The organism is Natrarchaeobius halalkaliphilus (assembly GCF_003841485.1).
Classification (GTDB): Archaea; Halobacteriota; Halobacteria; order Halobacteriales; family Natrialbaceae; genus Natrarchaeobius; species Natrarchaeobius halalkaliphilus.
In genome coordinates this window covers 163,105-186,153 of record NZ_REFY01000005.1, presented here as the reverse complement: position 1 = coordinate 186,153, position 23,049 = coordinate 163,105, and the positions used below count along the sequence as shown (strand labels likewise).

At 61.0% G+C, this 23,049-nt stretch carries 22 protein-coding genes; 12 read left to right on the top strand and 10 right to left on the bottom strand.

Annotation, left to right across the window (positions count from 1 at the left end; all coding sequences use genetic code 11):
• Positions 1–198: 198 nt before the first annotated feature.
• Together EA462_RS13580 and EA462_RS13575 are read right to left on the bottom strand one after the other, a co-directional pair.
• Positions 199–933 (bottom strand): fumarylacetoacetate hydrolase family protein, encoded by a 735-nt coding sequence (locus EA462_RS13580; protein WP_124179121.1) that lies wholly within the window; start codon positions 931–933, stop codon positions 199–201.
• A gap of 81 nt (positions 934–1,014) precedes the next feature.
• Positions 1,015–1,977: a quinone oxidoreductase family protein gene (locus EA462_RS13575; RefSeq protein ID WP_124179120.1), complete on the bottom strand. Its 963-nt coding sequence runs from the start codon at positions 1,975–1,977 to the stop codon at positions 1,015–1,017.
• A gap of 196 nt (positions 1,978–2,173) precedes the next feature.
• Here EA462_RS13575 and EA462_RS13570 point away from each other — a divergent pair, with 196 nt between their 5' ends.
• A complete protein-coding gene (locus tag EA462_RS13570; protein ID WP_124179119.1) occupies positions 2,174–2,611 on the top strand; it encodes a universal stress protein in 438 nt (145 codons plus the stop codon).
• A 174-nt stretch (positions 2,612–2,785) separates the two neighbouring features.
• Here the strand turns inward: EA462_RS13570 and EA462_RS13565 are convergent, their stop codons facing one another.
• The 4 genes from EA462_RS13565 to EA462_RS13550 all read right to left on the bottom strand — a co-directional run bounded on the left by EA462_RS13565 (position 2,786) and on the right by EA462_RS13550 (position 7,198).
• Positions 2,786–3,736 (bottom strand): sugar phosphate isomerase/epimerase family protein, encoded by a 951-nt coding sequence (locus EA462_RS13565; RefSeq protein ID WP_124179118.1) that lies wholly within the window; start codon positions 3,734–3,736, stop codon positions 2,786–2,788.
• A 266-nt stretch (positions 3,737–4,002) separates the two neighbouring features.
• On the bottom strand, positions 4,003–4,614 hold the full coding sequence (locus EA462_RS13560; RefSeq protein ID WP_124179117.1) for a tripartite tricarboxylate transporter TctB family protein: 612 nt from the start codon (positions 4,612–4,614) through the stop codon (positions 4,003–4,005).
• Between the two features lie 13 nt (positions 4,615–4,627).
• Positions 4,628–6,112 (bottom strand): tripartite tricarboxylate transporter permease, encoded by a 1,485-nt coding sequence (locus EA462_RS13555; RefSeq protein ID WP_124179116.1) that lies wholly within the window; start codon positions 6,110–6,112, stop codon positions 4,628–4,630.
• Between the two features lie 39 nt (positions 6,113–6,151).
• The gene (locus tag EA462_RS13550) at positions 6,152–7,198 is read right to left on the bottom strand and encodes a Bug family tripartite tricarboxylate transporter substrate binding protein (protein ID WP_124179115.1); all 1,047 of its coding nucleotides are present in this window, start codon (positions 7,196–7,198) and stop codon (positions 6,152–6,154) included.
• Between the two features lie 293 nt (positions 7,199–7,491).
• Between EA462_RS13550 and EA462_RS13545 the strand changes: the two genes are divergently transcribed.
• Positions 7,492–8,808: an MATE family efflux transporter gene (locus EA462_RS13545; protein WP_124179114.1), complete on the top strand. Its 1,317-nt coding sequence runs from the start codon at positions 7,492–7,494 to the stop codon at positions 8,806–8,808.
• A gap of 498 nt (positions 8,809–9,306) precedes the next feature.
• Here the strand turns inward: EA462_RS13545 and EA462_RS13540 are convergent, their stop codons facing one another.
• From EA462_RS13540 to EA462_RS13530, 3 genes are all read right to left on the bottom strand, one after another.
• Positions 9,307–10,200, bottom strand: a complete 894-nt coding sequence (locus EA462_RS13540) for a VOC family protein (protein WP_124179113.1) — start codon at positions 10,198–10,200, stop codon at positions 9,307–9,309.
• A gap of 151 nt (positions 10,201–10,351) precedes the next feature.
• On the bottom strand, positions 10,352–11,254 hold the full coding sequence (locus tag EA462_RS13535) for an EamA family transporter (protein ID WP_124179112.1): 903 nt from the start codon (positions 11,252–11,254) through the stop codon (positions 10,352–10,354).
• A gap of 266 nt (positions 11,255–11,520) precedes the next feature.
• Positions 11,521–11,907: a VOC family protein gene (locus tag EA462_RS13530; protein WP_124179111.1), complete on the bottom strand. Its 387-nt coding sequence runs from the start codon at positions 11,905–11,907 to the stop codon at positions 11,521–11,523.
• A gap of 179 nt (positions 11,908–12,086) precedes the next feature.
• Here EA462_RS13530 and EA462_RS13525 point away from each other — a divergent pair, with 179 nt between their 5' ends.
• The 4 genes from EA462_RS13525 to EA462_RS13510 all read left to right on the top strand — a co-directional run bounded on the left by EA462_RS13525 (position 12,087) and on the right by EA462_RS13510 (position 15,383).
• The gene (locus tag EA462_RS13525; RefSeq protein ID WP_124179110.1) at positions 12,087–12,593 is read left to right on the top strand and encodes a universal stress protein; all 507 of its coding nucleotides are present in this window, start codon (positions 12,087–12,089) and stop codon (positions 12,591–12,593) included.
• Positions 12,594–12,701: 108 nt separating this feature from the next.
• Entirely contained in the window at positions 12,702–13,589 is an 888-nt protein-coding gene (locus EA462_RS13520) for a DMT family transporter (RefSeq protein ID WP_124179109.1), read from the top strand.
• Positions 13,590–13,732: 143 nt separating this feature from the next.
• Positions 13,733–14,626 (top strand): CoA transferase subunit A, encoded by an 894-nt coding sequence (locus EA462_RS13515; RefSeq protein ID WP_124179108.1) that lies wholly within the window; start codon positions 13,733–13,735, stop codon positions 14,624–14,626.
• The gene (locus tag EA462_RS13510) at positions 14,616–15,383 is read left to right on the top strand and encodes a CoA-transferase subunit beta (protein ID WP_124179107.1); all 768 of its coding nucleotides are present in this window, start codon (positions 14,616–14,618) and stop codon (positions 15,381–15,383) included. Before EA462_RS13515 ends, EA462_RS13510 begins: the two co-directional genes overlap by 11 nt.
• 37 nt (positions 15,384–15,420) lie before the next feature.
• Here the strand turns inward: EA462_RS13510 and EA462_RS13505 are convergent, their stop codons facing one another.
• Positions 15,421–15,813 (bottom strand): universal stress protein, encoded by a 393-nt coding sequence (locus EA462_RS13505; RefSeq protein ID WP_165872079.1) that lies wholly within the window; start codon positions 15,811–15,813, stop codon positions 15,421–15,423.
• Between the two features lie 167 nt (positions 15,814–15,980).
• Here EA462_RS13505 and EA462_RS13500 point away from each other — a divergent pair, with 167 nt between their 5' ends.
• The 6 genes from EA462_RS13500 to EA462_RS13475 all read left to right on the top strand — a co-directional run bounded on the left by EA462_RS13500 (position 15,981) and on the right by EA462_RS13475 (position 23,034).
• The gene (locus EA462_RS13500) at positions 15,981–17,060 is read left to right on the top strand and encodes an ABC transporter substrate-binding protein (RefSeq protein WP_124179105.1); all 1,080 of its coding nucleotides are present in this window, start codon (positions 15,981–15,983) and stop codon (positions 17,058–17,060) included.
• Positions 17,061–17,203: 143 nt separating this feature from the next.
• Positions 17,204–18,625 (top strand): MATE family efflux transporter, encoded by a 1,422-nt coding sequence (locus EA462_RS13495; RefSeq protein WP_124179104.1) that lies wholly within the window; start codon positions 17,204–17,206, stop codon positions 18,623–18,625.
• A gap of 40 nt (positions 18,626–18,665) precedes the next feature.
• Positions 18,666–19,838 (top strand): thiolase domain-containing protein, encoded by a 1,173-nt coding sequence (locus EA462_RS13490; protein ID WP_124179103.1) that lies wholly within the window; start codon positions 18,666–18,668, stop codon positions 19,836–19,838.
• The gene (locus EA462_RS13485) at positions 19,835–21,238 is read left to right on the top strand and encodes a zinc ribbon domain-containing protein (protein ID WP_124179102.1); all 1,404 of its coding nucleotides are present in this window, start codon (positions 19,835–19,837) and stop codon (positions 21,236–21,238) included. Before EA462_RS13490 ends, EA462_RS13485 begins: the two co-directional genes overlap by 4 nt.
• Before the next feature lie 96 nt (positions 21,239–21,334).
• A complete protein-coding gene (locus tag EA462_RS13480; protein ID WP_124179101.1) occupies positions 21,335–22,210 on the top strand; it encodes a 3-hydroxyacyl-CoA dehydrogenase family protein in 876 nt (291 codons plus the stop codon).
• A complete protein-coding gene (locus EA462_RS13475) occupies positions 22,207–23,034 on the top strand; it encodes an enoyl-CoA hydratase/isomerase family protein (protein ID WP_124179100.1) in 828 nt (275 codons plus the stop codon). The genes EA462_RS13480 and EA462_RS13475 overlap by 4 nt, the downstream gene beginning before the upstream one ends.
• Positions 23,035–23,049 lie beyond the last annotated feature (15 nt).

The window sequence follows — 23,049 nt, the reverse complement described above, 5'->3', positions numbered from 1 at the left end:
ACGTTCGACGCGAACGGTTGAGCACCCGTCGTCACTGGAGTCGCGTTCCGCCCTGGCGATCGGTGTCGGATCGATCGCGACGGTCCGCGTGGATTCGGCTCGCAGTCGGTCCCTCTCTACAAGTCTTTTTCACCGCGCGAACGCGTGGTATCGGTCCGGCCGGATGCGCGTTCGACGCGTCGATCAAAAATCGCTCGGCTATCGGACGTCGTTCCGGAGCGTTCCGACGCCCTCGACTGTCACTTCCACGGTGTCTCCGGGCGAAATTTGACCGACACCGCTTGGCGTCCCGGTCGCGATGACGTCCCCCGGTTCGAGCGTCATATACTGGGAAGCATCCGAGACCAGCTCTGCGATCGAAAATACCATCTCCGTCGTTCGGCTATCCTGTCGCTTTTCACCGTTTACGTGCGTCTGAACGCCGATGTCCGACTCGACATCCGTCTGGAGAAAGGGTCCGACCGGACAGAACGTATCCCGACCCTTGTGTCTCACCCACTGCTCTTCTTTTCCGGACCAGTCGCGGTGTGAGACGTCGTTGAGCGCAGTGTACCCAGCGAGCACGTCGATCGCGTCGTCGGTAGCGACGTTCCGACAGCGTTCTCCGACAACGACGCCGACTTCCCCCTCGTAGTGGACGAGCTCCCCACCGTCCGGATACGCGATGATACCGCCGTGACCGATCACGCTGCTCGGCGGCTTGAAGAAGAAAAACGGAAAGTCCGGAATCTCTCCGGTGCCGATCCCTTTCTCTTTCATCTCGGCGATGTGGTCGTGGTAGTTCTTCCCGGCCGCGACGATTTTCGTCGGCTCACACGGGGGCAGAATCGTCACTTCGTCCACGTCGTACGTCTCTGAGTCCGCAACTATTTCGCCACTTTCGTAGTGACCGTTTCGCACCTGTTCATCAGTTTCGAATCGTACACGTCGCATGACGGATCCATCACGCGGATGGCTCTTATCTGTTTCGTCGGTCGTCTCTCCGGTCACCGTTCGTCTCCGAACAGTCGATACCTATCTAATCTGGACCAACACTTTACCGAAGTCGTTCGCCTCGATCGTGAACCGCTGAGCTTCGGCCGCCTCTTCGAGGTCGAACTTCTGGTTGATCACGACCTCGATCAGTTCGCGACCGAGGAGTGTCGCCAGCCGCTCGAGTGCCCCGCTGACATCTGGTAGGCTCGCAGCGCCGACCTGGTACAGACACAGGTCTTTGCGCCGCGCCGTCGGTGCGTTCGTGAACGTGACCTCGCGTCCTTCTATGGCGACTATCGTCGCGTTTGGAGCCGCGACCTCGATATCGAGTTCGAGGTACTCCCCGAGCAGCGGATCGAGTATCACGTCGGGCGCTCCCGCCTCCTCGATCGCTTCTTGGAGGTCGTCCCGCTCATAACTGATCGCGTGATCCACGCCGAGTTGCTCGAGTTTCTCGAGGCCGTGATCCGTCCCGGCAGTCGCGATGACCTTGGCCCCGCTCTGGCGCGCTAGCTGGACCGCGATATGCCCGACGCCGCCGCTGCCGCCGTGGACGAGACACGTGTCTCCGATCGTCACGTCACCGTAGGCGACGATTCCGCACCAAGCCGTGAGACCGGCGTGGCCGAGCGCCGCTGCGTCGTCGAAACTTACGTCGTCGGGAATCGGCGCGATCGACTCGAGCGGCGCGACCGCGTACTCCGAGAACGATCCCTGGTAGCCGCTTCGTTTGTTGAGGCCGTCGCCGATTATTCGGTCGCCCGGCTCGAAATCATCCACTCCGTCGCCGACCTCGACGACGACCCCGGAGAAGTCCGACCCGGTCGTCATCGGCAGCTCCGGCGGCGAGTAGAACCCGTTCCGAAACTTCGTGTCGATCGGATTGACGCTCGCCGCGTGAACTTCGACGAGCACTTCCTCGTTCTGTGGCGTCGGTTTCGGAACGTCGTCGACGCGCAACACACCGGGTTCGCCTTGCTCGTGGTATCGAACTGCTTTCATCGCTTTCACATCACGCTAATTCACAATACGTGTTTTGGTGACGTGGCTTGCGCCGAACCACCGGTCCTGACGCTGCGTCGTCTTCCCTGATCCCGTCGTGGTCGAACGCCGAACTCTCGTCGCGTTCGGCGCGGCGACTGCCGTGTACGCCGTACACTACGGAAACGATTAATGGGCTCCATATCTATGAAAACGCATGGCAATCGTCGCCGCGGTCGACAGGGAGGAGCGGTCACGTCACGTCATCCGGGAGGCCGAACGGCTCGCCGATTCGTTCGGCGACTCGATCCACGTCGTACACGTCCTGACGAGATCGGAATTCGTCGAAATGGGCGTCGACAGTGCTGAATCGGGCACTGACGGCGTCAGCATGGACGATATTCGCGACGCCGCGACTCGTATCGCCGCAGAGGCCGGCGACGACATCGAGTCCGAGTGGGAAGCCGTCGGATTGATCGGCGATCCGGCAACCCGGGTCATCGAGTACGCGGACGAACAGGACGCTCGCTACGTCGTGGTCGCCCCACGCAAACGGTCGCCGACCGGAAAGGTTCTGTTCGGAAGCGTCGCCCAGACGGTCCTGCTCAACGCGGACCGTCCCGTCGTTACGGTCCTGGAAGGGGACTCCTCGTAATCCTCGAAGCGACAGAATAACGGCGACCCGCTACGCGATCGATGTCGACGACCACGGTACCCGCTCGCGTTGTCGCTCTCTTTGCTCGGTCCGATAGAAATGCCGTTTCGATCGGAAGCGCTCGAGTAAACCTCCCCCTCTTCGGCGGCGAGAGCGCGCGTACGTAGCGAACGATCACCCGGACAGCGCGTCGTCCAGAACGCCGACCGCAGTTTCGAATCCCGCCCGCGTTTCTTCCGGCACGCCGAGGTGTTGGATCGAGACGATCCCGTCGTAGCCGACCTTCTCCAGACTGTCGACGAGGTCGCGCCAGTAGTCGGATCCGTGACCCCGCCCCACCGCTCTGAACTCCCAGGAACGATCGATCCGACGCTCGGATTGCGGAACGTCGAGCATCCCTCCTCGTCGCACGTTCGCTTCGTCCAGTTTGATATCCGACGCCTCGAACGCGTGAATCGCGTCCTCTCGACCGAGCCGCCTGATCGCGTCGATCTCGTCCATCCCCTGCAAGAGCAGGTGCGCCGGATCGAGTTTCGCGCCGATGCGGTCGTTCGTCTCCTCTCGAAGCCGGAGCAATTTCGCCGGCGTGTGAACGAGCGTGTTCACGTGTACCTCTATCGCGACGTCGACTCCGCGTTCTTCCGCCTCGTCGGCGATTTCTCGCCAGAACGGGATCGCGACCTCCTCCCACTGGTACTCGTACCCCTCCGAGATATGCGGCTCCGGTGGAATCGGCATTGTCAGCCAGTTCGGCGTCTCGTCGTCCGGACTACCCGCAGGTAGACCGGAATGACACGACACCGTGTCAACGCCGAGTCGTTCCGCCAGCTCGAGCGTCGCCGTAATCTCCCGCTTACAGTTCTCGGCGACGTCCGGATTCGGGTGAAGCGGATTGCTCCCTCCCCCCAGCATCCCGATCGAAATCTCGTGGCGCTCCAACTGATCTTCGAGCGTCTCTCGAGCGTCCGGATCGTCCAGATGGGTTCCGGGATCGAGTTCGGCGGGTCCGGGTCCGTAGTAATCGTACGTTCCGAGCGAGACGACCGATACCTCGAGTTCGGAGGCGGCCTCGAGTTTCGTTTCCATCGATCCGCCTATCGGAGCGGTCTGGATCGCGAGTTCCATGATCGTGCTATCACCACCACGTCCATAACGATACTGACTCGGTATCGATTGTCACGATACCCGTCCATCGTCGGCGTGTACGAATCCGTCTGGACGCTGACTGGGCCGATGCGCATTCCGATCGTACTGGTTGATTGCCGGACCTGTCGCTCGCCTTTGTGTTTCGGAACCCTCTGTCCTGGACGGATTAGTTCGCACCACTCCCCCGCTCTATTGTGCCGAATCTCCGAGCGAAGGGACAACCGTAGAACGACCGCGATATCGAGTTAAAGGACAATTCCGCCGTAGAGATCGATGTCTGCAAGTATCTGGAACACAACTATCACGAACGCCCAGAGCACTACCGCGTAACCGACCGATCGGTACCAGGATTCGCCGGAGTATATCCGGTAGAAACCGATAGCGAAGACGAGAATCGCAACCGAAAAGCCGATGGCCACGACTAACCCGAGCAGGAGTCCCGTCCAGAGTACCATCATGATAAGTCGTTTCTCGCTGGCCGGCGTTCGTTCGCTCGTGAACGGATCCGACTGCGGCGATTCCCCCTTCTGAGTGTCAGAACTCGCCGCTTTCGAGTGAATTCCGAGCATGTCAGACGACGCGATTGAGGCGGCGAACGCTGCGAACCGACTCGAGAGCAGGGTGGCTAACACGAGTACCAGTAATGCTATCGTCGGAACTGCGATTATCGTTGGAACGAGTCGCGCGTTCCGACGGTAGTCCATCCCCGTGACGACGGCGTATGCGAAGAACGCCAGGAGTGCGACCACGAACGCGATCTCTAGTTTCCGTTCGTTGTTGTAGATCCACTGTGATGCGCTATCGATCGTCTGATTTGCTCTTTCCATCACCTTCACGAACGTATTTCGTGTACTCATTGTATTTTTTCCATTATCTCAGCGTTCGCCTGATAAACGGTGCCGTCAAATTGAGAACGAGTATCACGATGAGAAATATCGACAGCGGACGCTCGAAGAAAATCATGTAACTCCCCCCCGAGACCGAGAGGGACTGGAGGAACGAACTCTCGATGATCGGACCGAGTATGATTCCGATCACGAACGCGATCCGCGAGTAACCGAAGCGCAACATCAGGTAACCGATCAGACCGAAAATTGCCACGACGCCGACGTCTCCGATATGTGTTCGAAGTCCGAACGCACCGACGAAACTGATCACGAGAATCGGTGCGATCAACAGGTTCGTGTCGATCTGCGTGATTTTTGCGACCTGGTTCGCGCTCACGACACCGATCAAGGACGTGAGCACGTTCGAGATTACCAGGGCGAATATGATCAACAACAGGATATCCAGATTATCGTTCAACAGCTGTTGACCCGGAGAGAGTCCGTGAAAAATGAACGCCCCAAGTAACACGGCGGTGGCGACGCTTCCCGGTATGCCGAAGACGACGGTCGGAATGAGCGCACCGCCGTCCGAGCTGTCGTTCGCGGCTTCCGCCGCGATGACCCCACGGACGTCACCGTCCCCGAACTTCTCGGCGTTATCGGACGTTTGGACCGCCTGTGCGTACGAGATAAACGTAGCCAGCGCGCCTCCGGCCCCAGGTATCATTCCGACGAGCGAACCGATCACCGACGACCGGAGAAAGAGAAACCAGTGTTTGAACGGATTCTTTATTCCCTGTACGATGTCCGATCGGTTGGCCTTCGTTTTCACCTGGGATATTTTACCCTCCTCGGTTGCGAGGTTAATCGCCTCACCGACGGCGAATATCCCGATCAACACTACGATGAGTTCCAACCCGTCCCACAGAAACGTCGTTCCCAGCGAAAACCGGTACTCGGCCGTCGCTCCTTGATAACCGATAAACGACAGCATAAACCCGAATCCGCCGGCAATCATTCCTTTGAGCGTGCTGCCGCGCGAAATCGTGGCGATCACCGAAACGCCGACGACACCGAGCCAGAAGAATTCGGGCGACCCGAACGCGAGGACGATCTCCCGCGCGACCGGAAGCGACGCGAGGAGAACGATCACTCCGAAAACCGCGCCCAGGGCGCTCGCAGTCGCGGACGTAGCCAGCGCTTCGCCCGAGCGACCCTGGCGTGTGAGCGGAAATCCGTCCAATAACGTCGCAGCGTTGGGTGGCGTTCCGGGCGTGTTGATCAAAATCGCCGAGATGCTCCCGCCGAATGTCGCTCCGCCGAGGGTGGCCGCGAACAGAACCATCGCCGCCGACGTGTCCACTCCCCACGTGAGCGGGATGAGTAACGCGATCGCCACGGCCCCTCCGAGACCCGGAATCGCACCGAATATCAGCCCGATCAGTGTGCCGAGTATTAAAAATCCGATCGTCGGCCACGTGAATAACACCTCGGCGGCCTGCACTGCGGCGCTTAGAATCTCGGACATCTATGGTAGAATGTATCGTTGTTCGACTTAAACGTTGCTTCAGTCGTCCAGATGTTCCTGGATCGTATCCTCGTGCTCGTTGATGAGATCGTGGATCATGTCGATCTCGTCCGCGATCACGTCGGACGGCGCCGGATCGACGAACCGACCCTCGTCTTCGTCGGCCCACTCCTGCATCTCGTCCGATTCCATCGTATCCATGAGCGCGTCCTCGAGGACGCCGTGGATGTCGTCCGGTAGATCCGGTGGAGCGAAGAATACTCGCTGGACGCTGGTGATGTCCAGCTCGGAGTAGCCGAGGTCGTGGGTGGTGTCCGCAATGTCCAGTTCCTGCGTGTACGGAAGGTAGTCTAGCGGGCCGTCATTGTAGATCATCACCGGTCGCAGATCTCCTTGTGTGAGTCCGTCGGCCATTGGCGTCGAGGATGCCGAAAACGCGGTTATCTCGGTTTCACCGCGGAGTGTGGAGGCGATCGCATCCGGTGCGCCGTCGTATGGAACGATATCGGCGGGAATACCCATCTCGTCGGCCGTTATCACCGCCTGATAGTGACTGTCGGTTCCGCCCACGACTGCCCACCGTAGGTCCTCGTCAGTCGTTTGGAGGTCGTCTACCGTTTCGTACGGTGTATCCGTGTTCGCTGCGAGAATCGCCCGATCTGCGTGGATTCGAGGTAACGCCGTCATCTCCGCGATAGAGAAGGGCGCGTCCAGCATGAGCTCCTGAACGGACATGCCAAGTAGCATCGATGCGCCGATTTCGTATCCGTCTGGTTCGGCATTGTAGATCGCTGCCGTTCCCTCCGGTGCCGGACCCTGGTTGTCCGGAATGACGTCCACTTCGTTTGGAAGGTGGCCCGGAAGGAATTCGATGACACCCCGCACGAAGGTATCGAATCCGGTTCCCGTATCGAACGGGATGATTACGTCGATGTCACCCGTCGGGTACTCTTCGTCGTCGTCGTCACCGTCGTCGTCACCGAGGCATCCCGCGACACCTGCTGCCATCGCCGACCCCGAAAGTGCGAGTACTTTTCGCCGCGACGTTGCACTATCTGCCCCTAGTTGATTGATATCGTGTACCATCGCCAACCTGGTATTAGCGGACCTCCTATAAAAGTATTGTGTAGCGATCGATATTCAGACGATATGTCACCTGGAAACTAACCGAACTGATCGTTACTCCGTCTCTTTATAAGTCTGATTCGAAACACGTTCTCATTATCGTCTCGAGGAATCGACTGGTGCCGGCTCGGTTCCCGAAACAACGGTACCGTTTAATAGACGGTAACACAACTCACGTCCAGTAACCGATGCGCCTTCCTACCGAACGGGTCTGGGCCGTTTGGCGGCGTGTGTACAGCCTGTCGTGGCCGGTGATGACTGAACAGGTGCTTCGCACGCTCATGCGAACAGTGGATATGATCGTCGCGGGCTTCTTTTCTCCCGCCGCCGTCGCCGCGGTCGGCCTCGCGGACATCTACGCACGACTCCCGCTCTGGATCGGCCTCGGAACCGGCGATGCCGCGATCGCGCTTTCGAGTCAGGACACCGGCAGCGGCGCAACGGCGAATCGAAACGAAGCGGTGACGCAGGCGCTGTTGCTCGGCGCGCTTACCGGTATCCCGTTCGTGTTGTTCGGACTTCTGTTGAACGAGTGGGCAATCGGCGTTCTCGGTGCCGAATCGGAGGTCGTTGCACTCGGCGCTGCGTACCTGGCGATCATCCTCGTTAGCAGTCCCGCACGCCACGTGGTGTTGATCTCCGCCCGATCGATCCAGGGAACTGGCGACACGCTCACGCCGATGTACGTCAACGGGGCCACGAACGTGTTGAACATCTCTCTGACGATCGTCCTCGCGTTCGGTATCGGTCCGGCACCAGAGCTGTCGGTGATCGGTATCGCCGCGGCGACGGCCGCTGCGGACGTTCTCTCCGCGATCGCGTTTCTCGCCGTGATCGCCAGCCCCCGCTGTGAACTCGAGTTCGCACTTCCACGCCAGTGGATCATCGCGAAGCAACTGGTCGTGATCGGAACGCCGCGGGTCGCGGAGGGTCTCACCGAGTTGGTGGCCGAATTCCCGTTCAACGCGATTCTCCTCGTCTTCGGAACGGAGGTGAACGCCGCGTACCACATCGGTCGTCGGATGTATCAGCAGGTCGCCGATCCGCTCGCTCGGGGGTATTCGGTCACAGCGAATATCCTGGTCGGGCAGGCGGTCGGCCGCGGCGAACACGACGTCGCCTACTTCAACGGCTGGTCGACGGCGTCGCTTGCGGTGTTGACCATCGGCGGATTGAGCGCCGCACTCTTCGTCGGCGCTGAGCAGTTTGTGCTACTCTTCACGCGCGATCCGGCGACGGTCGAGTACGCGGCTAGCTTCGCGCAAGCGTACGCGCTGGCCGCCGTCTTCATCGCCCTCTTCGAGTCCGTATCCGGCGCGCTTCGCGGCGGAAGCGAGACGCGATCACCGTTCGCCGCGAAGCTGACGGGTACGTTCGGGATGTTACTCGGTGTCACGTACGTTTTTGGAATTCAACTCGAGTACGGCGTCGTCGCCGCGTACGTGGCGATCGTTGCCGACTTCCTCTGGCGAAACGTCGTCGTCTGTACCACGTTCGTCCGTCAGTCCTGGCTCGAGCGAGGCGCAACGATGATGAGCGAACGGGGAAGTGCGCCGGCGGACGAGGATTGATACGGTCTGACGTAGCTGCTTATCGGAGCGACCGTCGGGGGGACTCGGTCGCCTCAGGATGACTTACAGTGGTCCGTGTGAGGGAAGCGGACCGGCCCAAATCGCACTCCACGTCGTCCCGTCTCGAGACGAACCTTCACTATCGTCTGGTGTGTAACCGAACAACATATTTCTAATTTACTCGCATACTCCTGTAAATTGGTGTTCGAATGTCTTCTCAATACCCGGTATTAGCGTATAATCTCCCAATTTTATCATCCGATACTATTTCGTTTCGAAACTCCTCGTGGTAACTCGAAACGCTCGTTTCTTCAGTTACCGACCGATGATCGAAAACTCGAGGCTGCACTTTTCGACACGAGAGCGGACTCGGGATCTCGCGCATCGGACCGCGTTGCGTATCGACGTTTGCACGATCCGCTACGGATCTCCCGTTCGTACCAGCAACCCTGGACTGGATCCGAAAAATACCGCAAGTTCGAAACTGCGTACGTTCGGTTACGAGCCGTCTTTCCGGTACGATTCCGGCGGATGGACGCCTCCCCACGCCGTGTACCCTTCGCCGGGCTCACAGTAGTTCGTCGGCGTATTCGGATCGAGCGTCGCCATCTCGGCGCAGATCTCGAACCGATTTCCGCCGGGTTCCCAGAAGTACGCGGCGAGATTGTCGCCGGCGTAGTGGCGATGGATCGTCACCTCGAGTTCGTAGCCGGCCTGGGCTAAGTTGTCGATGAACGCCTTCATGTGGTCGATGCTCGACATCGTCCAGGCGATGTGACGCAGGTTGTACTCGGTTCCGTCGGGACGACCGAGGACGGCGACGTCGTGGTGGTGGACGCCCCACCTAGTGAACGCACCGCGCCAACTTTCGTCCTCTTTCAACAGCACTTCCGAGACGTTGAAACCCACAACGTCTTCCAGAAACTCCACGTTCTCCTGGGGATTTAACGAACCGAGAGTGATGTGGTCAATATCTACCGGACAGACGCTCGAGCGTCCCGGAACCCTGGCTTCGTCCGAATGTCTGTACCCCATGTCCTCGACGAGAACCAGCTCCATGTCAACGCCCATCGGCATCGAAAACCGAATTCCTTCGACCTGGTTGGGTTCCTCACCATCGACCCGTTTCGTCTTCACACCTTCTTCGTCGAGGTTTCGTTCGTATCGAGCGAGCTCGTCGCTATTGTCGACTCGGACTGCGAAGTGTCGGGTCCCCGTCCCTCCTTCCGTGACCGCGATATCGAAGTTCTCGTCCAGCCCACATCCGAGGTAGACCGTGTCGCTGCTCCGTTCGATCTCAATCATACCCATAACGTCCGTGTAAAACGACACCGCGTCGTCGAGGTCCGTCACTCCAAGCTCGGCGTGCTCCAGCCGTTGTTGTCCGACCATGAGTTCAGGTAACACTATGCACCTTCATAACATTTCTCTTTTCGTCGAACCTGACGATTCAGCCACTTCCGACGATCTCCTGTCGGTCCCGGTGCTAAGGCGGACTTCCAGTGGAATGGTTCTTCGTTTCTGGACTATTCATACGATCGCGTTACGTCGTCAACGAAACGACGGTCGCTCCGACGACGACGATCGTCGCAGCCGCAATCAATCGCGGTGTCACACGTTCGAGGTGAGAGAGAAACAGCAACGAGAGGACGACGACCACGAGGGGACTCGTCTGGACCAGCGGCACGACGAGGATAACCGGTGCGGTCTCGAGCGCCGCGTAGTACGAGGTGAGAAAGATCGTATTCGAGATGCCGGCGAGGGCGTACCACTTCAATACGACGGGTTCGGTGGAACGGAGTGAAAACGACGGGAAGTTATTCCGCACTCGCAAATAGAGCGTCATCGCGGTCAGCCCGGCGACCGTTTTGACGACGAGCGCGACGAGAATCGGCGTGTCCTCTTCGAACCCGATCTTCGCGAAGATCGGCTCGATACCGAAGAAGAACGCGGCACCGAGTGGGACGACGAGCAGTGCGGGTGAGACGTTGTCGCTTCCACCGACGTCGTCGTCGTTGACGATCTCGCGAGAGACGAGCGCGAGTCCACCGATCAGGAGGAGAATCCCGAACAGGTTGGTCGCGGTCAGCGCTTCACCGAGAACGAGTGCGGCGATTACGGCGGCGTGAAGCGGTTGCGTCGCCTTTATCGGCTCCGTTCTGCTCGCCCCGATCGTTTCGATACTCTTGTAAAAAAGCGCCCGACCGAAGAACGTCCCCATCGTACCCGCCATCGCGAATGCAACGATCGCTCTGGGCGTCAACCCGAAATTGGGGTAGTACCAGTAGAGCGTGATCGGAACGACGAACGTGAGGTTGGCGATGAAGGTGACGATCACGATCTCGTTCGACTTCCCGCTCCGGGAACCGAGACGTACGAAAATCGACGTTACTCCGAGAGCGAGGGCCGCCAGCACCGCGAACGTTAAGCCGAGAACGTTAACCATCGTGTCACTTCCACCTCTGCACTCCGCAGTCGCTCATCCACGTCCGTTCGAGTCCACTCGCAGTCACTGTCATCCGCCCAGCCGGTTGTACTCGTGCGTGTAGTTTCCGTCCCGTCATTGTCCCTTTCTCACGTCTCGAACCGACGATCGTCACAGTATACCTCGAGACACGGGCGCACGCTCTCCTTAAGGCTCGTAATACGGCAATGCTGTCTCCAATCCGGTGACGACGCCGGAATCGAACCGCTCTGACCGGTTTTCGTTCGTCACTCGAGCGGACGCGAAACCTCGAATACGTAACCGTCCGGATCTTCAACCAGCAAAATCCGTCGACCCCACTCGACGTCCGCGGGACCGAACGGGGTCGTCGCCCCGGCCTCCGTTGCCCGCTCGTAAACGGCGTCGACGTCGTCGACTTCGAGGACGGCGATCGCGCCGTCGCCTCGACTGTCACCGGGCGGTGAGAGCCCGAACGCGGAGAGCGTTTCGTCGTCGAACTGCTGTTCGAGTTTGAGCTCACAGCGGCCGGTCTCGAACGCGACGCTCTGTGAGCCGGTTTCAGCGATCGGTAGGTCGAAAACCGTCTCGTAGAACTCGCGCGATCGCTCGAGGTCGGTCACCATCAGATACACCTGTGAGAGCGTCGGTGTCATGGATACGACTCGTCGGAGCAGATCGATAGTAGTACCGGTTTGTTTCTCCGGTCACCGACGCTGAAGACCCGTCTCGAAGGCCAGGCGAACCGACGGCGAACGTCGCGTCTCAACCGCGGTGTTCCTCCGACGGGCCAATAGACGGAACAATTTTCACGGTGTGCACGAATCGTACCAGTATGACAATCGTAGCGGCGATCGACGGCACGCCTTCCTCTGAGACGGTCGTTCAGACGGCCCACGACGTCTCGAGTGCGTTCGACGAGGAACTGATCGTTCTCCACGTCATGGAACAGGAGGAGTACGAACGGATCGCAGAACGAGCCAAGGGACCGACGAGTGGAACCCCGAGTTATCCGTTCACGCCGTCGGACAGTTCGGTGACGCTTTCGACCGGCGGCCAGAGCGCTGAGGGCTATCCCATCGATACCGCGGCCGAGGACGCAACGACCGTCGCCCGAAGTTTCGCGGAGGAAGCGCTGCCGGCCGACGCGGCGTTTTCTGCCGATGGTCGCGTTGGCGAGCCGACGAAAAAGATCCTCGAGTCCGTCGAGCGAAACGACGCACACATGCTCGTAATCGGCGGCAGAAAACGCTCGCCCGTCGGGAAGGCGCTGTTCGGAAGCATCACCCAGTCGGTACTGCTCAACAGTGAGCGGCCCGTACTGACGTGCATGCACGAATAACGTGTTGCGGACCTCTATCGCGATCGAGTACGAAAGCGCTGACCGTGTCAGCGAAGCTGTTGTGAGCGGATCTATTCGGGAACGTACCATCCACAGCGGTACGGGGCGATGAGCAATCTGGCGGGTATCGCGTTGGCCGTACTGGCAGCGCTTGGGCTCTCGATCGCGGTTATTTGCATCCGTATCGGGACCGACGACGGTCGGTCTGTCGACGCGCTCGTCGTCGTGTTGCTTACCAACATCGCGATACTGGTTCCCGTGACGCTCGCGCTACAGAATCCGCTGTCGGGACTGACGAGGACGTCGCTCGTCTCGTTCGCGATGGCGGGACTGGTCGGGACGTTCGTCGGCCGAGCGTTCTTCTACGCGAGCATCGAACGCGTCGGTGCCAGTCGATCGGAACCGATCCGTGCCTCACAGCCGATTTACGCGACCCTCGCGGCGGTTATCGTGCTCGGAGAAGTATTGACCCCCGAGCACTTCGCCGGTATTCTGTTGATCGTTCTCGGCGTCGGCGCGATCTCGTGGGAGACTGCTTCGGGATCAGTTCAGCAGACGGGGCGATCGTACGATCTGGCGTTTCCGTTCGTGGCGGCGTTTTTTTACGGAATCGAGCCGATATTCGCGAAGATCGGGTTCGCGACCGGAACGTCGGTGCTCGTCGGTCTCTCGATCAAAACCGTCGTGGCAACTGCGGGCTTTCTCGCGTATCTCAGGTGGCGAAATGCGTTGCCAACCTCGACGGAGCTCGCGTCGTCTTCGCTCCGCTGGTACGTCGGTGCCGGCATCGCCAACACGGTCTTTCTCCTCGGGTATTACGCGGCGCTCGAGATCGCGCCGGTCGTGCTCGTCGTCCCGATCATCCAGATCTCACCGCTGCTCGTCGCTGTTCTCTCGTTCGTGTTCTTAAAACGGCTCGAGACCGTGACAGTTCCGCTGATTCTATCGGCGGTCGTGGTCGTCGTCGGGGGTATTCTCGTCTCGATTCACGGTTGACAGCTACGCGCTCGTTTGCACACCCTCTAGTGTGTTTGAAATGAGCCTTCTCTCCGATCGATACCCTATTCGTGGTGATCGGGTTCGAACGAGGAAATGGTTTATAGCACTGCACTGCCACGGGAGACGTACACCGTTTACATATGCCACGCGATAGATCCACGACACTCACCGACGCCGTGGAACGAATCGAGCCAGGAAGTTCGATCGCCATGGGTCTCGCACTGGAGCACGCGATCCCGTTCGCGGTCGGTCACGAACTGGTGAGACAACAACGAGATGAACTGACGCTCGTCGGGCCGATCAGTGACGTGCTGTTCGATCAGCTCGTCGGTGCGGGCCTGGTCGACCGAATCCGAGCCGCCTGGATCGGAAACGCGAGTGCGGGCAGCGGCTACTGCTTCCGCCGTGCCGTCGAATCCAGCGATCTCGAGGTCGAGGATCACTCCAATCTGAGCCTCGCGATGGCGTTACACGCCGGTTCGCTGGGCGTTTCGTACCTTCCCACCCGTTCGCTGCTGGGTAGCGATCTCCTCTCGAGCGAGTCGCCGTTCGAAACGGAAACGTGTCCCTTCACCGGCGAAACACAGGTGCTCGTTCCGGCGATAAAGCCGGACTGGACGGTCGTTCACGCACAACGTGCCGACCGTTACGGCGACGTACACTACTGGGGGAGCCGTGGCGTTACCGAAGAAGCGATCGGAGCCGCGGATCACGTTCTCGTCACCTGTGAGGAACTCGTCGAGCCGTCGGTCATCAAGAGCGATCCCGATCGCGTCGTCGGTACCCGAGAGCAGGTCGACGCCGTCGTCGAATGTCCGATGGGCGCACATCCGAGCCCGCTGACGGGTTGTTACCGGCGTGACCACGACCGATACGTCTCGTATCACGACAGAACGGAGACTCCCGAGGGCTATCGGGAGTGGGCCGACGAGTGGGTTCACGGCGTCGATCGCGAGGAGTACGTCGATCGACTCGATCCCGATCTCCGGGATCTCGAGGAGACGGTCGCCGCGGAGGTGCACTATGGCTACTGAGTACACGAGCCGGGAGCTAATGGTGACGACCGCTGCGAACGAGATACGCGACGACGAGTGTGCGTTCGTCGGGATGCGACTGCCGTTGCTCGCCTACCAGGTCGCGGTCAGCACACACGCTCCGAACTCGGTTGCGGTGTTCGAAAACGGCACCGTTCGCGATGCACCGTCCGACGAACTTATCTACACGATGGGTGATCTCGCTCACCTCGACCGATCGGTCAGTACGACGAACATGATCGACGTTATGAGCCGTCTACAGCGGGGGGACGTCGATATCGGATTTATCGGCGGTGCGGAGATCGACCGATACGGTAACCTGAACACGACGCGCGTTCGCGCCGGCGATCGAACGATTCGCCTCCCCGGAAGCGGCGGTGCCTGTGACATTTCGGTGCTGTCCGATCGGACCGTCATCATCATGCCACACGAACCTCGCCGGTTCGTCGAGGAGGTGACGTATCGTACGAGCCCCGGTCACGGAACTGGAGGCGACTGGCGAGCGGCGGAAGGGCTTCGTGGCGGCGGACCGGACGCCCTCATCACGACGAAGGGCGTCTTTCGCTTCGAGAACGGAGAACTGACGCTCAGCTCCGTCCACCCCGGCGTTTCAGTCGACGAAATCCACGAGTCGATTCCGTGGGAGCTTCGAACGGCCGCGGACGGCGACGAAGAAATCGAGACGACTCCGGAACCGACGCCGACGGAACTCGAGTACGTCCGCGAGTTCGATCCGGACGGCTTCTGGACCGAGTGAGCGAGAGTCGATCACAGCGTCGCTTCGGTGTCCACGTTTACGGAGTCGGTGACACGAGCACGGGTCGGTCTGCTCCGAGCAACACCTGCTGGGAGACGCTTCCGAACAGCGCCTTTCCGGCGGGCGTCCGCTTTCGACCGCCGACACAGATGAGGTCGGCGTCCTGTTCGGTCGCATACTGGACGAGATATTCCGATGGCTCTCCGTCCCCCTCGTGGGTGTCGTGTTCGATTCCCTGTTCGTCGAGGTGCGTGCGTACGGCGTCGACGGCCTCGATATCGTCGATGGTCGTTTCCGGCTCTTTGAACGTAAACGTATGAACCAGCGTTACGCTGACTTCCTCGGGTGCGCTGGGAAGGGACGCGATCGCTTTCGCTTGCTCGAGTGCCCGTTCCGTGTTGTCGTCGATGCCGGCAACTACGTGAAACATACGTGTTAGCTGAGTACCGCTACCCACATAAATGGAATCGATAGTTCCCATTCGGTAGACCTGAGCTAGTATGTAGTTTCTCGCACCTCATCGGCCGAGTTCGGACTATGACAACCGTCTAATAGATAAAGAAACGTTCATGGTTGAGGATGGTATATACGTGAGGTATGGTAGCATATCCTAACCGCCGAACAGTGCTCAAATCGACCGTCGGTGCCGGCTTGGTGGGTGTCGCCGGCTGTCTCGGTGACGAGAACGGTGAGACGGACGATGGTGAAACTGACGACGGAACGTCGGACGACGACGGTGGCGCGACCGACGACGGTACCGGCGATGAGGGTGACGTGGCGTTTCCGGACGAGATACAGATCGGCGTTCCGTCCCCGACTGAGCCGGTGTACGCGTTCCCGATTTACGGCGACTTTCAGTCCCAGTTAGACGAACACGGAACGTCGCTCGAGCGAACGATGTTCAACGGGTTTACCCCGATGGTGGCGGCGCTCATGAGCGGCGAGATCGACTTCGGTTACCTCACGGTCGAGGGAATCGTCGGAGCGATCAACGAGGGGTTCCCGATCGTCGCGTTCAGTGGGTTCCTCGATGAGTACGTGTTCGTCATGATCGCCAGTCCGGAGATCGATACGTGGGAGGATCTCGAGGGTGGTCGAGCGGCGACGCACTCGCCAAACTCGATGTCGACCGTGGTCGGTGAGGTAATGATCGACGAGGAACTGGGATCCGACGCCGTCGACCTGATCAACATTCTCGGTGCGACCGACCGACTCGCTGCGCTCGAGGCCGACGAAGTAGACGCTGCGATCGTTCCCTACAGCGCAGCGCTCAACGCCGAAGACGAGGGGATCGGATCCATCCTGGCTGCTCCCTGGGAGTACGAAAAACTCCAGTCGAATCTCGCTTCGGCCTGGATCACGCTCGAGGACACGTACGACGAAAACACGGACCTCTACCGGACGATGGCTGACGAACTCAGCGTCTCATACGAGGCTACCTACGATGGAGATCTCTCCGAGGTGACCGAGCAGGCGCTCGCCGGTGGCGGTGAGGTCTTCCCCGATTACGGCCAGGACATCTGGGAGCAATCGCTGGAGACGGTTCGTGAGATCGACGTCTGGCCGCGCGACGGTGACATCCCGACCGAGAACCTAGAGCGCAGTCAGGATCTCCTGGTCGAGACGGGCATTCTCGAGGAGGACGATCGTATCGACGACGGATTTATTCGAATCTGATCGCGTGTTCCACGACCGGTGGAACAGCGGGAGGCACCCCCTCAGGCGGCGGTTGTCATCGATTAAGTTCGGTGTGTCCACAACCGTTCGTGCTTGCCTATTTCTAAACGATTAAACGACTCGTTGCTCCTCTATTCAGACCAATGCTTCGCTCTCTCGTTTCATTTCTCGCCGGCCTCTTAGAGCGCGGGAACATCATCGAACGCTCGCGACTCCGGGCGACGGTCGACCTCGCCTGGCCGCGCGTGGTGACGGGATTTGCTCGCATGTCAAAGCAGACGGCGGACGTGGCGATGGTCGGGATCGTACTCGGTGCTCCGGCGATCGCTGGCCTCGCGTTCGCCTACGCGTACTGGCAACTCGTTGCCCGACTCTCCCTTGGACTTTCGGGGGGGACGATCAGCCTCGTTTCACAGTACTATGGCGGCGATCAACCGTCGCTGGCTAACCGGGCGATTACACAGAGCTGTCTGCTTGCGACGGTGTTTTCAGCCCCGTTTATCGTTCTGTTCGCTTTCGGTTCGGAGGGGCTGATCGGGCTTCTCGGTGCCGAACCAGCCGCACTCGAGTACGGGACCATCTATCTGACGCTGCTCGCACCCGCACTTCTGTTCGAGTTCTACAACAAGATCGCGAGTCGCGTCTTCGCCGGTATCGGTGACACGCTCACCCCGATGGTAATCCGCGCGGGCGGTGCGGCGCTCAATATCGTTCTGAATGCGATTTTGATTTTCGGACTCGAAATGGGCGTTGCCGGCGCTGCTATCGGTACGGTCGTCGCGACCGTTCTCATCACTGCTGGACTGGCGTGGGGACTGTTCGGTCGTCCGTATCCACGTCGTGGTCGACTCCCGGTTAGGCTCACGCTTGCCGGGCCGACTGTAGATATGACTCTGTTGCGGCCGTTGGTCCGGGTAAGTACGCCGTTGATATTTCAGGAGGTCGCCCGAGCAGTCGCCGTCTTCCCACTGTTAGCTATCGCAGGAATCTTCGGTTCTACCGTCGTCGCTGCGTACGAGATCGGACGCCGTATCCGAGACCTGATGAACAGCCTTTCCTGGGGCTTTTCGATCGCCTCGAGCAGCCTCGTCGGAAGACACCTCGGTGCGAACGAGGAAGAAATTGCAACGAATTACGGCGACGAAATCATTCGATTTTCGCTCGTGGCATACGTTATCTTCGCGTCACTGGTGATTTTCTTTGCCGATTCGATCGCTCACCTATTCGTCACCGATCCGGAGACGCTCTCACTCGCGACGACGTTCATTCAGATCGCTGCAATCGCGACGATCGGTCTCGGTATCGACTCCTCTGCAACCGGCGCACTCCGCGGTGCGGGCGACACTCGATGGCCGTTTTACGGCGCTTTGATCGGTCTTTACGTGTTCACGCTCCCGATCGCATACCTCGGCGTGATTACGCCACTTGGCGTGGCCGCACTCTACGTCGCAATGCTCACCGAAACCTACATCTCGGCGGCGATCACCTACTACCGCTACCGGACCGGTGCCTGGCGCGGTGTCAGTCGCTCGATCCGCGAGCGGGCAGGGCAGTCGACGGACTGAACATCCCAAACTATTTGCTCGCTGCGGGATACTCACGGGTATGACGGAAGCGTACGTGATCGGTGCCGGACAGACACCGTTCGGAGCGTTCCCCGACGAGAGCTATCGATCACTCTTCCAACGAGCCTATGAATCGGCACTCGAGAGCACTGACGGAACGATCGATTCCGACGCCGTCGACGAGGCGGTGATCGGAACGCTGGGTGTCGGTGGCCGTCAACTGGGTCTCTCCGGGCCGGCAGTCACCGAACACGTCGGTCTCGAGGGTGTCCCCTGTACGCGCGTCGAGAACGCCTGTGCGGCCGGCGGATACGCCGTTCGACAGGCCGTCCAGGCCGTTCGAAGCGGGATGGCGGATCTCGTCGTCGCCGGCGGCTTCGAAGTGATGACCGATATGAGCGGCGACCTCACGAAGTACTGGCTCGGCGTCAGCGGCGAGACCGAGTGGGAGCGCCTGACCGGAACCACCTTCGCCGGCGTCTACGCCCAGATGGCGAGCGCCTACATGGACCGATACGGCGTCGACACCGAACCGTTCTCGCGCGTCGCCGTGAAAAACCACGCCAACGGCGCGAAAAACCCGAACGCACACCTCGGGTTCACCTGTTCGCTCGAGGACGCAGAAGGCGGCGCACCGGTCGCGGATCCGCTGAACCTCTATCACTGCTGTCCGACCTCCGACGGGGCGGCGGTCGCCCTCGTCGCCAGCGAGGAGTTCCTCGAGGACTACGACGGCGAGCGGATTCGCGTCGCCGGCGTCGGGGCCTCCTCCGATCCGGTCGGACTGGCCGACCGCGACACCTACACGGGGATCCCCGCGAGCGAGCGAGCAGCCGAGACGGCCTACGAGATGGCCGGTATCGGTCCGGACGACGTCGACTTCGCGGAGGTCCACGATTGTTTCGCCATCGCGGAAGTCCTCGCCTACGAGGACCTCGGCTTCTGCGAGCGAGGCGAGGCACCGTCGCTGCTCGAGAACGGAACGACCGATCTCGACGGGGACCTCCCGGTCAACCCCTCCGGCGGCCTCAAATCCAAAGGCCACCCCATCGGCGCGACGGGGACGGGCCAGGTGGCTGAAGTGTTCAAGCAACTCACCGGAAACGCCGGCGATCGACAGCTCGATGATCCACAGCGGGGGTTGACGCACAACGTGGGTGGGAGCGGCGGTGCTGCCGTTGTTCACGTCTTCGAGCGGGTGATGGCGGAATGACCGACCGTGCTATCGCGGGCGTCGGCGCGTACGTCCCGTCCGACCGGATCGCTGCACAGGAGTTCACCGAGGCGCTCGGCACCTTCGGCGGCACCGGTATCCAGCAGAAGTCAGTCCCCGCGGTCGATGAGGATTCGCTGACCATGGCTGCGGAGGCGGCGACCATCGCTCTCGAGACGACGGGGATCGAGCCGGAGTCCGTCGACGGACTTTCGCTCGCGACCACGACGCCGCCGATGGACGAAGAGGATCCGACGCCTCGGCTCGCGAGCATGCTCGCGCTCGACGACGACGTCGAGACGACTCTGCACACCGGAAGCACCCTGGCCGGCGTCGAAGCGCTGACGACCGGTCTCGAGCGCGATGGGGACGACGCGACGCTCGTCGTCGCCAGCGACGCGCCACGGGGTGCGCCCGATAGCGCGATCGAACACGCCGCCGGGGCCGGCGCCGTTGCGTTCGTCCTCACCGATGACGGCGCTGCGACGGTCGTCGACCGAGGAACGGCGTCCGAACCCTATCCTGGCACCCGATTCCGTGCTCACGGCGAGCCGGAAACGGCGAGTCTCGACGCGACCGCGTACGAACGCGCGTCGTTCAACGACCTGCTTTCGGCGGCCACAGCGAACCTCGAAACCGATTCGATCGACGCCGCCGCGGTTCAGGCACCGAACGGAAAACTCCCCTACCGCGCCGCCGGCTCGCTCGGCGTCGAGACGGGCGACATCCAGGCGTGTGCGACCGTCCACGACGTCGGTGACGTCGGCGCGGCGAGCGCGCTGCTCTCGCTGGCCGTCGCCGTCGACGACGACGCCGAGCGCGTCCTCGTCGCGGGCTACGGAAGCGGCGCGTCCGCGACCGCTCTCCTCGTCGAGAACGACGGCGTCGACGCGACCCTCGAGATCGACGCGGACGGTGAGGGACTTTCCTACGCCCACTACCTCCGTCGCCGGGGCGAGCTCACGAGCGGCGAGCCCGACGGCGGCGGCGCGTACGTCAGCGTCCCGACCTGGAAGCGCTCGATCCCCCAGCGCTACCGTCTCGATGCCGGGCGATGTCCCGACTGCGGGGCGCTTTCGCTCCCGCCGGACGGTGCCTGCGACGGCTGTGGCGCGCTCGTCGAGTACGAGTCGGTCCGGCTAGCCGGAACGGGAACGGTAGAGGCCGTGACGACGATCCAGCAAGGCGGTGCACCGCCGGAATTCGTCGAACAGCAGGCTCGGGACGGTGCGTTTCAGAGCGCCGTCGTCGCCTTCGACGGGCCGGGCGGAGAGACGGTAAGTCTTCCGGCACAGGTCATCGGTGAGGTCGACGTCGGGGACGCCGTCGAATCGACGATCCGACGGGTCTACGAACAAGAGGCCGTCATCAGGTACGGTCTCAAGGTTCGACCGCGGTAATCTCTCCTGTAACCGTTTTATAGATCGGCTCGCGCCCGGACGCGAGCGTCTCCCGTGATGATAATCTCTTTAGTGGGCGCTCACAGATAGACGCATATGGACGTTACCGTACTCGGTGCCGGAACGATGGGGCACGGAATCGCACAGGTCTCCGCGATGGGTGGTCACGACGTCACCATTCGGGACATCGAACAGTCGTTCGTCGACGACGGACTTGCTGCGATCGAGAACAACCTCGAGGGCGGCGTCGCCCGTGACAAACTGACCCGGGAGGAAGCCGACGCAACGCTCGACCGCATCGACGGATCGGTCGACCTGGCCGAGGCCGTCACCGGGGCCGACCTCGTGATCGAAGCCATTCCCGAGCAGATGGACCTGAAGGTCGACACTGTCGAAACCGTCGAGGAGAACGTTTCGACCGACGCGATCATCGCGTCCAATACGTCCTCGCTGTCGGTCACCGAAATCGCGAGCGCGGCGGACCGCCCCGAGCGGGTGATCGGGCTGCACTTTTTCAACCCGGTCCACATCATGGCGCTGGTCGAGATCGTCGTCGCAGAACAGACCGGCGACGAAACCGTCGCGTTCGCCCACGAGTTCGTCGAGGGCATCGAGAAAGTTCCCGTCGAGGTCATCGATACGCCCGGCTTCGCCTCTTCGCGACTCGGCGTCGCTCTCGGCGTCGAAGCGATCCGGATGGTCGAGGAGGGAGTCGCCAGTCCCCGGGACATCGACACCGCGATGGAACTCGGCTACAACCACCCGATGGGGCCGCTCGAACTCACCGACGTCGTCGGCCTGGACGTCAGACTCGAGATCCTCGAGTACCTTCGCGAGGAACTGGGTGAACGGTTCAAGCCGCCACAGGAACTCAAACGGAAGGTTCGAGCCGGAAACCTCGGGAAGAAATCGGGAGAAGGATTCTACGTCTGGGAGGACGGTGAAATCGTCGACGAGGAGGGCGGCCGATGAGCGAAGCCGACGACGTCCCCCTCGAACGCGTCGACGAGGAGTTCGAGACCGTTCACGTCGACGTCGGTGATCGCCTCGAGAACGTGGCCACGGTCACGATCGATCGGCCGGACGCTCGCAACGCGCTCGACGCGACGGTTCGCTCGGAGCTGAAGGCTGCGTTTCGCGCGATCGAAGGCAGCGACGTTCGTGTCGTCGTCCTGACCGGTGTCGACGAAGCCAAGGCGTTCGTCGCCGGGGCCGACGTCTCCGAACTCCGCGAACGGGACGCGATCGAACAGCGCGAAGTCAGCAAGCGGCCCCGCGTCTACGAGGTCGTTGCCGACCTCCCACAGCCGGTGATCGGCCGACTGAACGGACACGCCCTCGGCGGCGGTTGTGAGCTGGCCCAGGCCTGTGACGTCCGAATCGCCCACGAGCGAGCGAAGCTCGGCCAACCAGAGATCAACCTCGGAATCATCCCCGGCGGCGGCGGAACACAGCGCCTCCCCCGCCTCGTGGGGGAGGGACAGGCCCTGCGGTTGATCCTCTCCGGAGAGCTGATCGACGCCGAGGAGGCCGCCGAGATCGGTCTCGTCGACGAAGTCTGTGACGACGAATCGCTCGACGATCGGGTGTACGACCTGGCCGAGTCGATGGCCACGAAGAGTCCGATCGCACTCGAGTTCGCGAAAAAGGCCGTGACGGCAAGCTCGCAGCTATCACTCGAGTCGGGAATCGAGTACGAGGCGGAGCTGTTCTCACAGCTGTTCGCGACTGCCGACAAGAACGAAGGAATCGACGCGTTCTTCGAGGACCGCGAACCGGAGTGGGAAGGGAGATAGACGAGAGAGCTCGGT

Bases quoted from the DNA above. Each gene is read 5' to 3' on its own strand.
- EA462_RS13570 (WP_124179119.1), top strand. From the start codon at position 2,174: ATGGCAATCGTCGCCGCGGTCGACAGGGAGGAGCGGTCACGTCACGTC.
- EA462_RS13535 (WP_124179112.1), bottom strand. From the start codon at position 11,254: ATGGTTAACGTTCTCGGCTTAACGTTCGCGGTGCTGGCGGCCCTCGCT.
- EA462_RS13580 (WP_124179121.1), bottom strand. From the start codon at position 933: ATGCGACGTGTACGATTCGAAACTGATGAACAGGTGCGAAACGGTCAC.
- EA462_RS13575 (WP_124179120.1), bottom strand. From the start codon at position 1,977: ATGAAAGCAGTTCGATACCACGAGCAAGGCGAACCCGGTGTGTTGCGC.
- EA462_RS13520 (WP_124179109.1), top strand. From the start codon at position 12,702: ATGAGCAATCTGGCGGGTATCGCGTTGGCCGTACTGGCAGCGCTTGGG.
- EA462_RS13545 (WP_124179114.1), top strand. From the start codon at position 7,492: ATGACTGAACAGGTGCTTCGCACGCTCATGCGAACAGTGGATATGATC.
- EA462_RS13525 (WP_124179110.1), top strand. From the start codon at position 12,087: ATGACAATCGTAGCGGCGATCGACGGCACGCCTTCCTCTGAGACGGTC.
- EA462_RS13550 (WP_124179115.1), bottom strand. From the start codon at position 7,198: ATGGTACACGATATCAATCAACTAGGGGCAGATAGTGCAACGTCGCGG.
- EA462_RS13530 (WP_124179111.1), bottom strand. From the start codon at position 11,907: ATGACACCGACGCTCTCACAGGTGTATCTGATGGTGACCGACCTCGAG.
- EA462_RS13565 (WP_124179118.1), bottom strand. From the start codon at position 3,736: ATGGAACTCGCGATCCAGACCGCTCCGATAGGCGGATCGATGGAAACG.
- EA462_RS13475 (WP_124179100.1), top strand. From the start codon at position 22,207: ATGAGCGAAGCCGACGACGTCCCCCTCGAACGCGTCGACGAGGAGTTC.
- EA462_RS13555 (WP_124179116.1), bottom strand. From the start codon at position 6,112: ATGTCCGAGATTCTAAGCGCCGCAGTGCAGGCCGCCGAGGTGTTATTC.
- EA462_RS13560 (WP_124179117.1), bottom strand. From the start codon at position 4,614: ATGAGTACACGAAATACGTTCGTGAAGGTGATGGAAAGAGCAAATCAG.
- EA462_RS13515 (WP_124179108.1), top strand. From the start codon at position 13,733: ATGCCACGCGATAGATCCACGACACTCACCGACGCCGTGGAACGAATC.
- EA462_RS13505 (WP_165872079.1), bottom strand. From the start codon at position 15,813: ATGTTTCACGTAGTTGCCGGCATCGACGACAACACGGAACGGGCACTC.
- EA462_RS13495 (WP_124179104.1), top strand. From the start codon at position 17,204: ATGCTTCGCTCTCTCGTTTCATTTCTCGCCGGCCTCTTAGAGCGCGGG.
- EA462_RS13500 (WP_124179105.1), top strand. From the start codon at position 15,981: ATGGTAGCATATCCTAACCGCCGAACAGTGCTCAAATCGACCGTCGGT.
- EA462_RS13480 (WP_124179101.1), top strand. From the start codon at position 21,335: ATGGACGTTACCGTACTCGGTGCCGGAACGATGGGGCACGGAATCGCA.
- EA462_RS13490 (WP_124179103.1), top strand. From the start codon at position 18,666: ATGACGGAAGCGTACGTGATCGGTGCCGGACAGACACCGTTCGGAGCG.
- EA462_RS13485 (WP_124179102.1), top strand. From the start codon at position 19,835: ATGACCGACCGTGCTATCGCGGGCGTCGGCGCGTACGTCCCGTCCGAC.
- EA462_RS13540 (WP_124179113.1), bottom strand. From the start codon at position 10,200: ATGGTCGGACAACAACGGCTGGAGCACGCCGAGCTTGGAGTGACGGAC.
- EA462_RS13510 (WP_124179107.1), top strand. From the start codon at position 14,616: ATGGCTACTGAGTACACGAGCCGGGAGCTAATGGTGACGACCGCTGCG.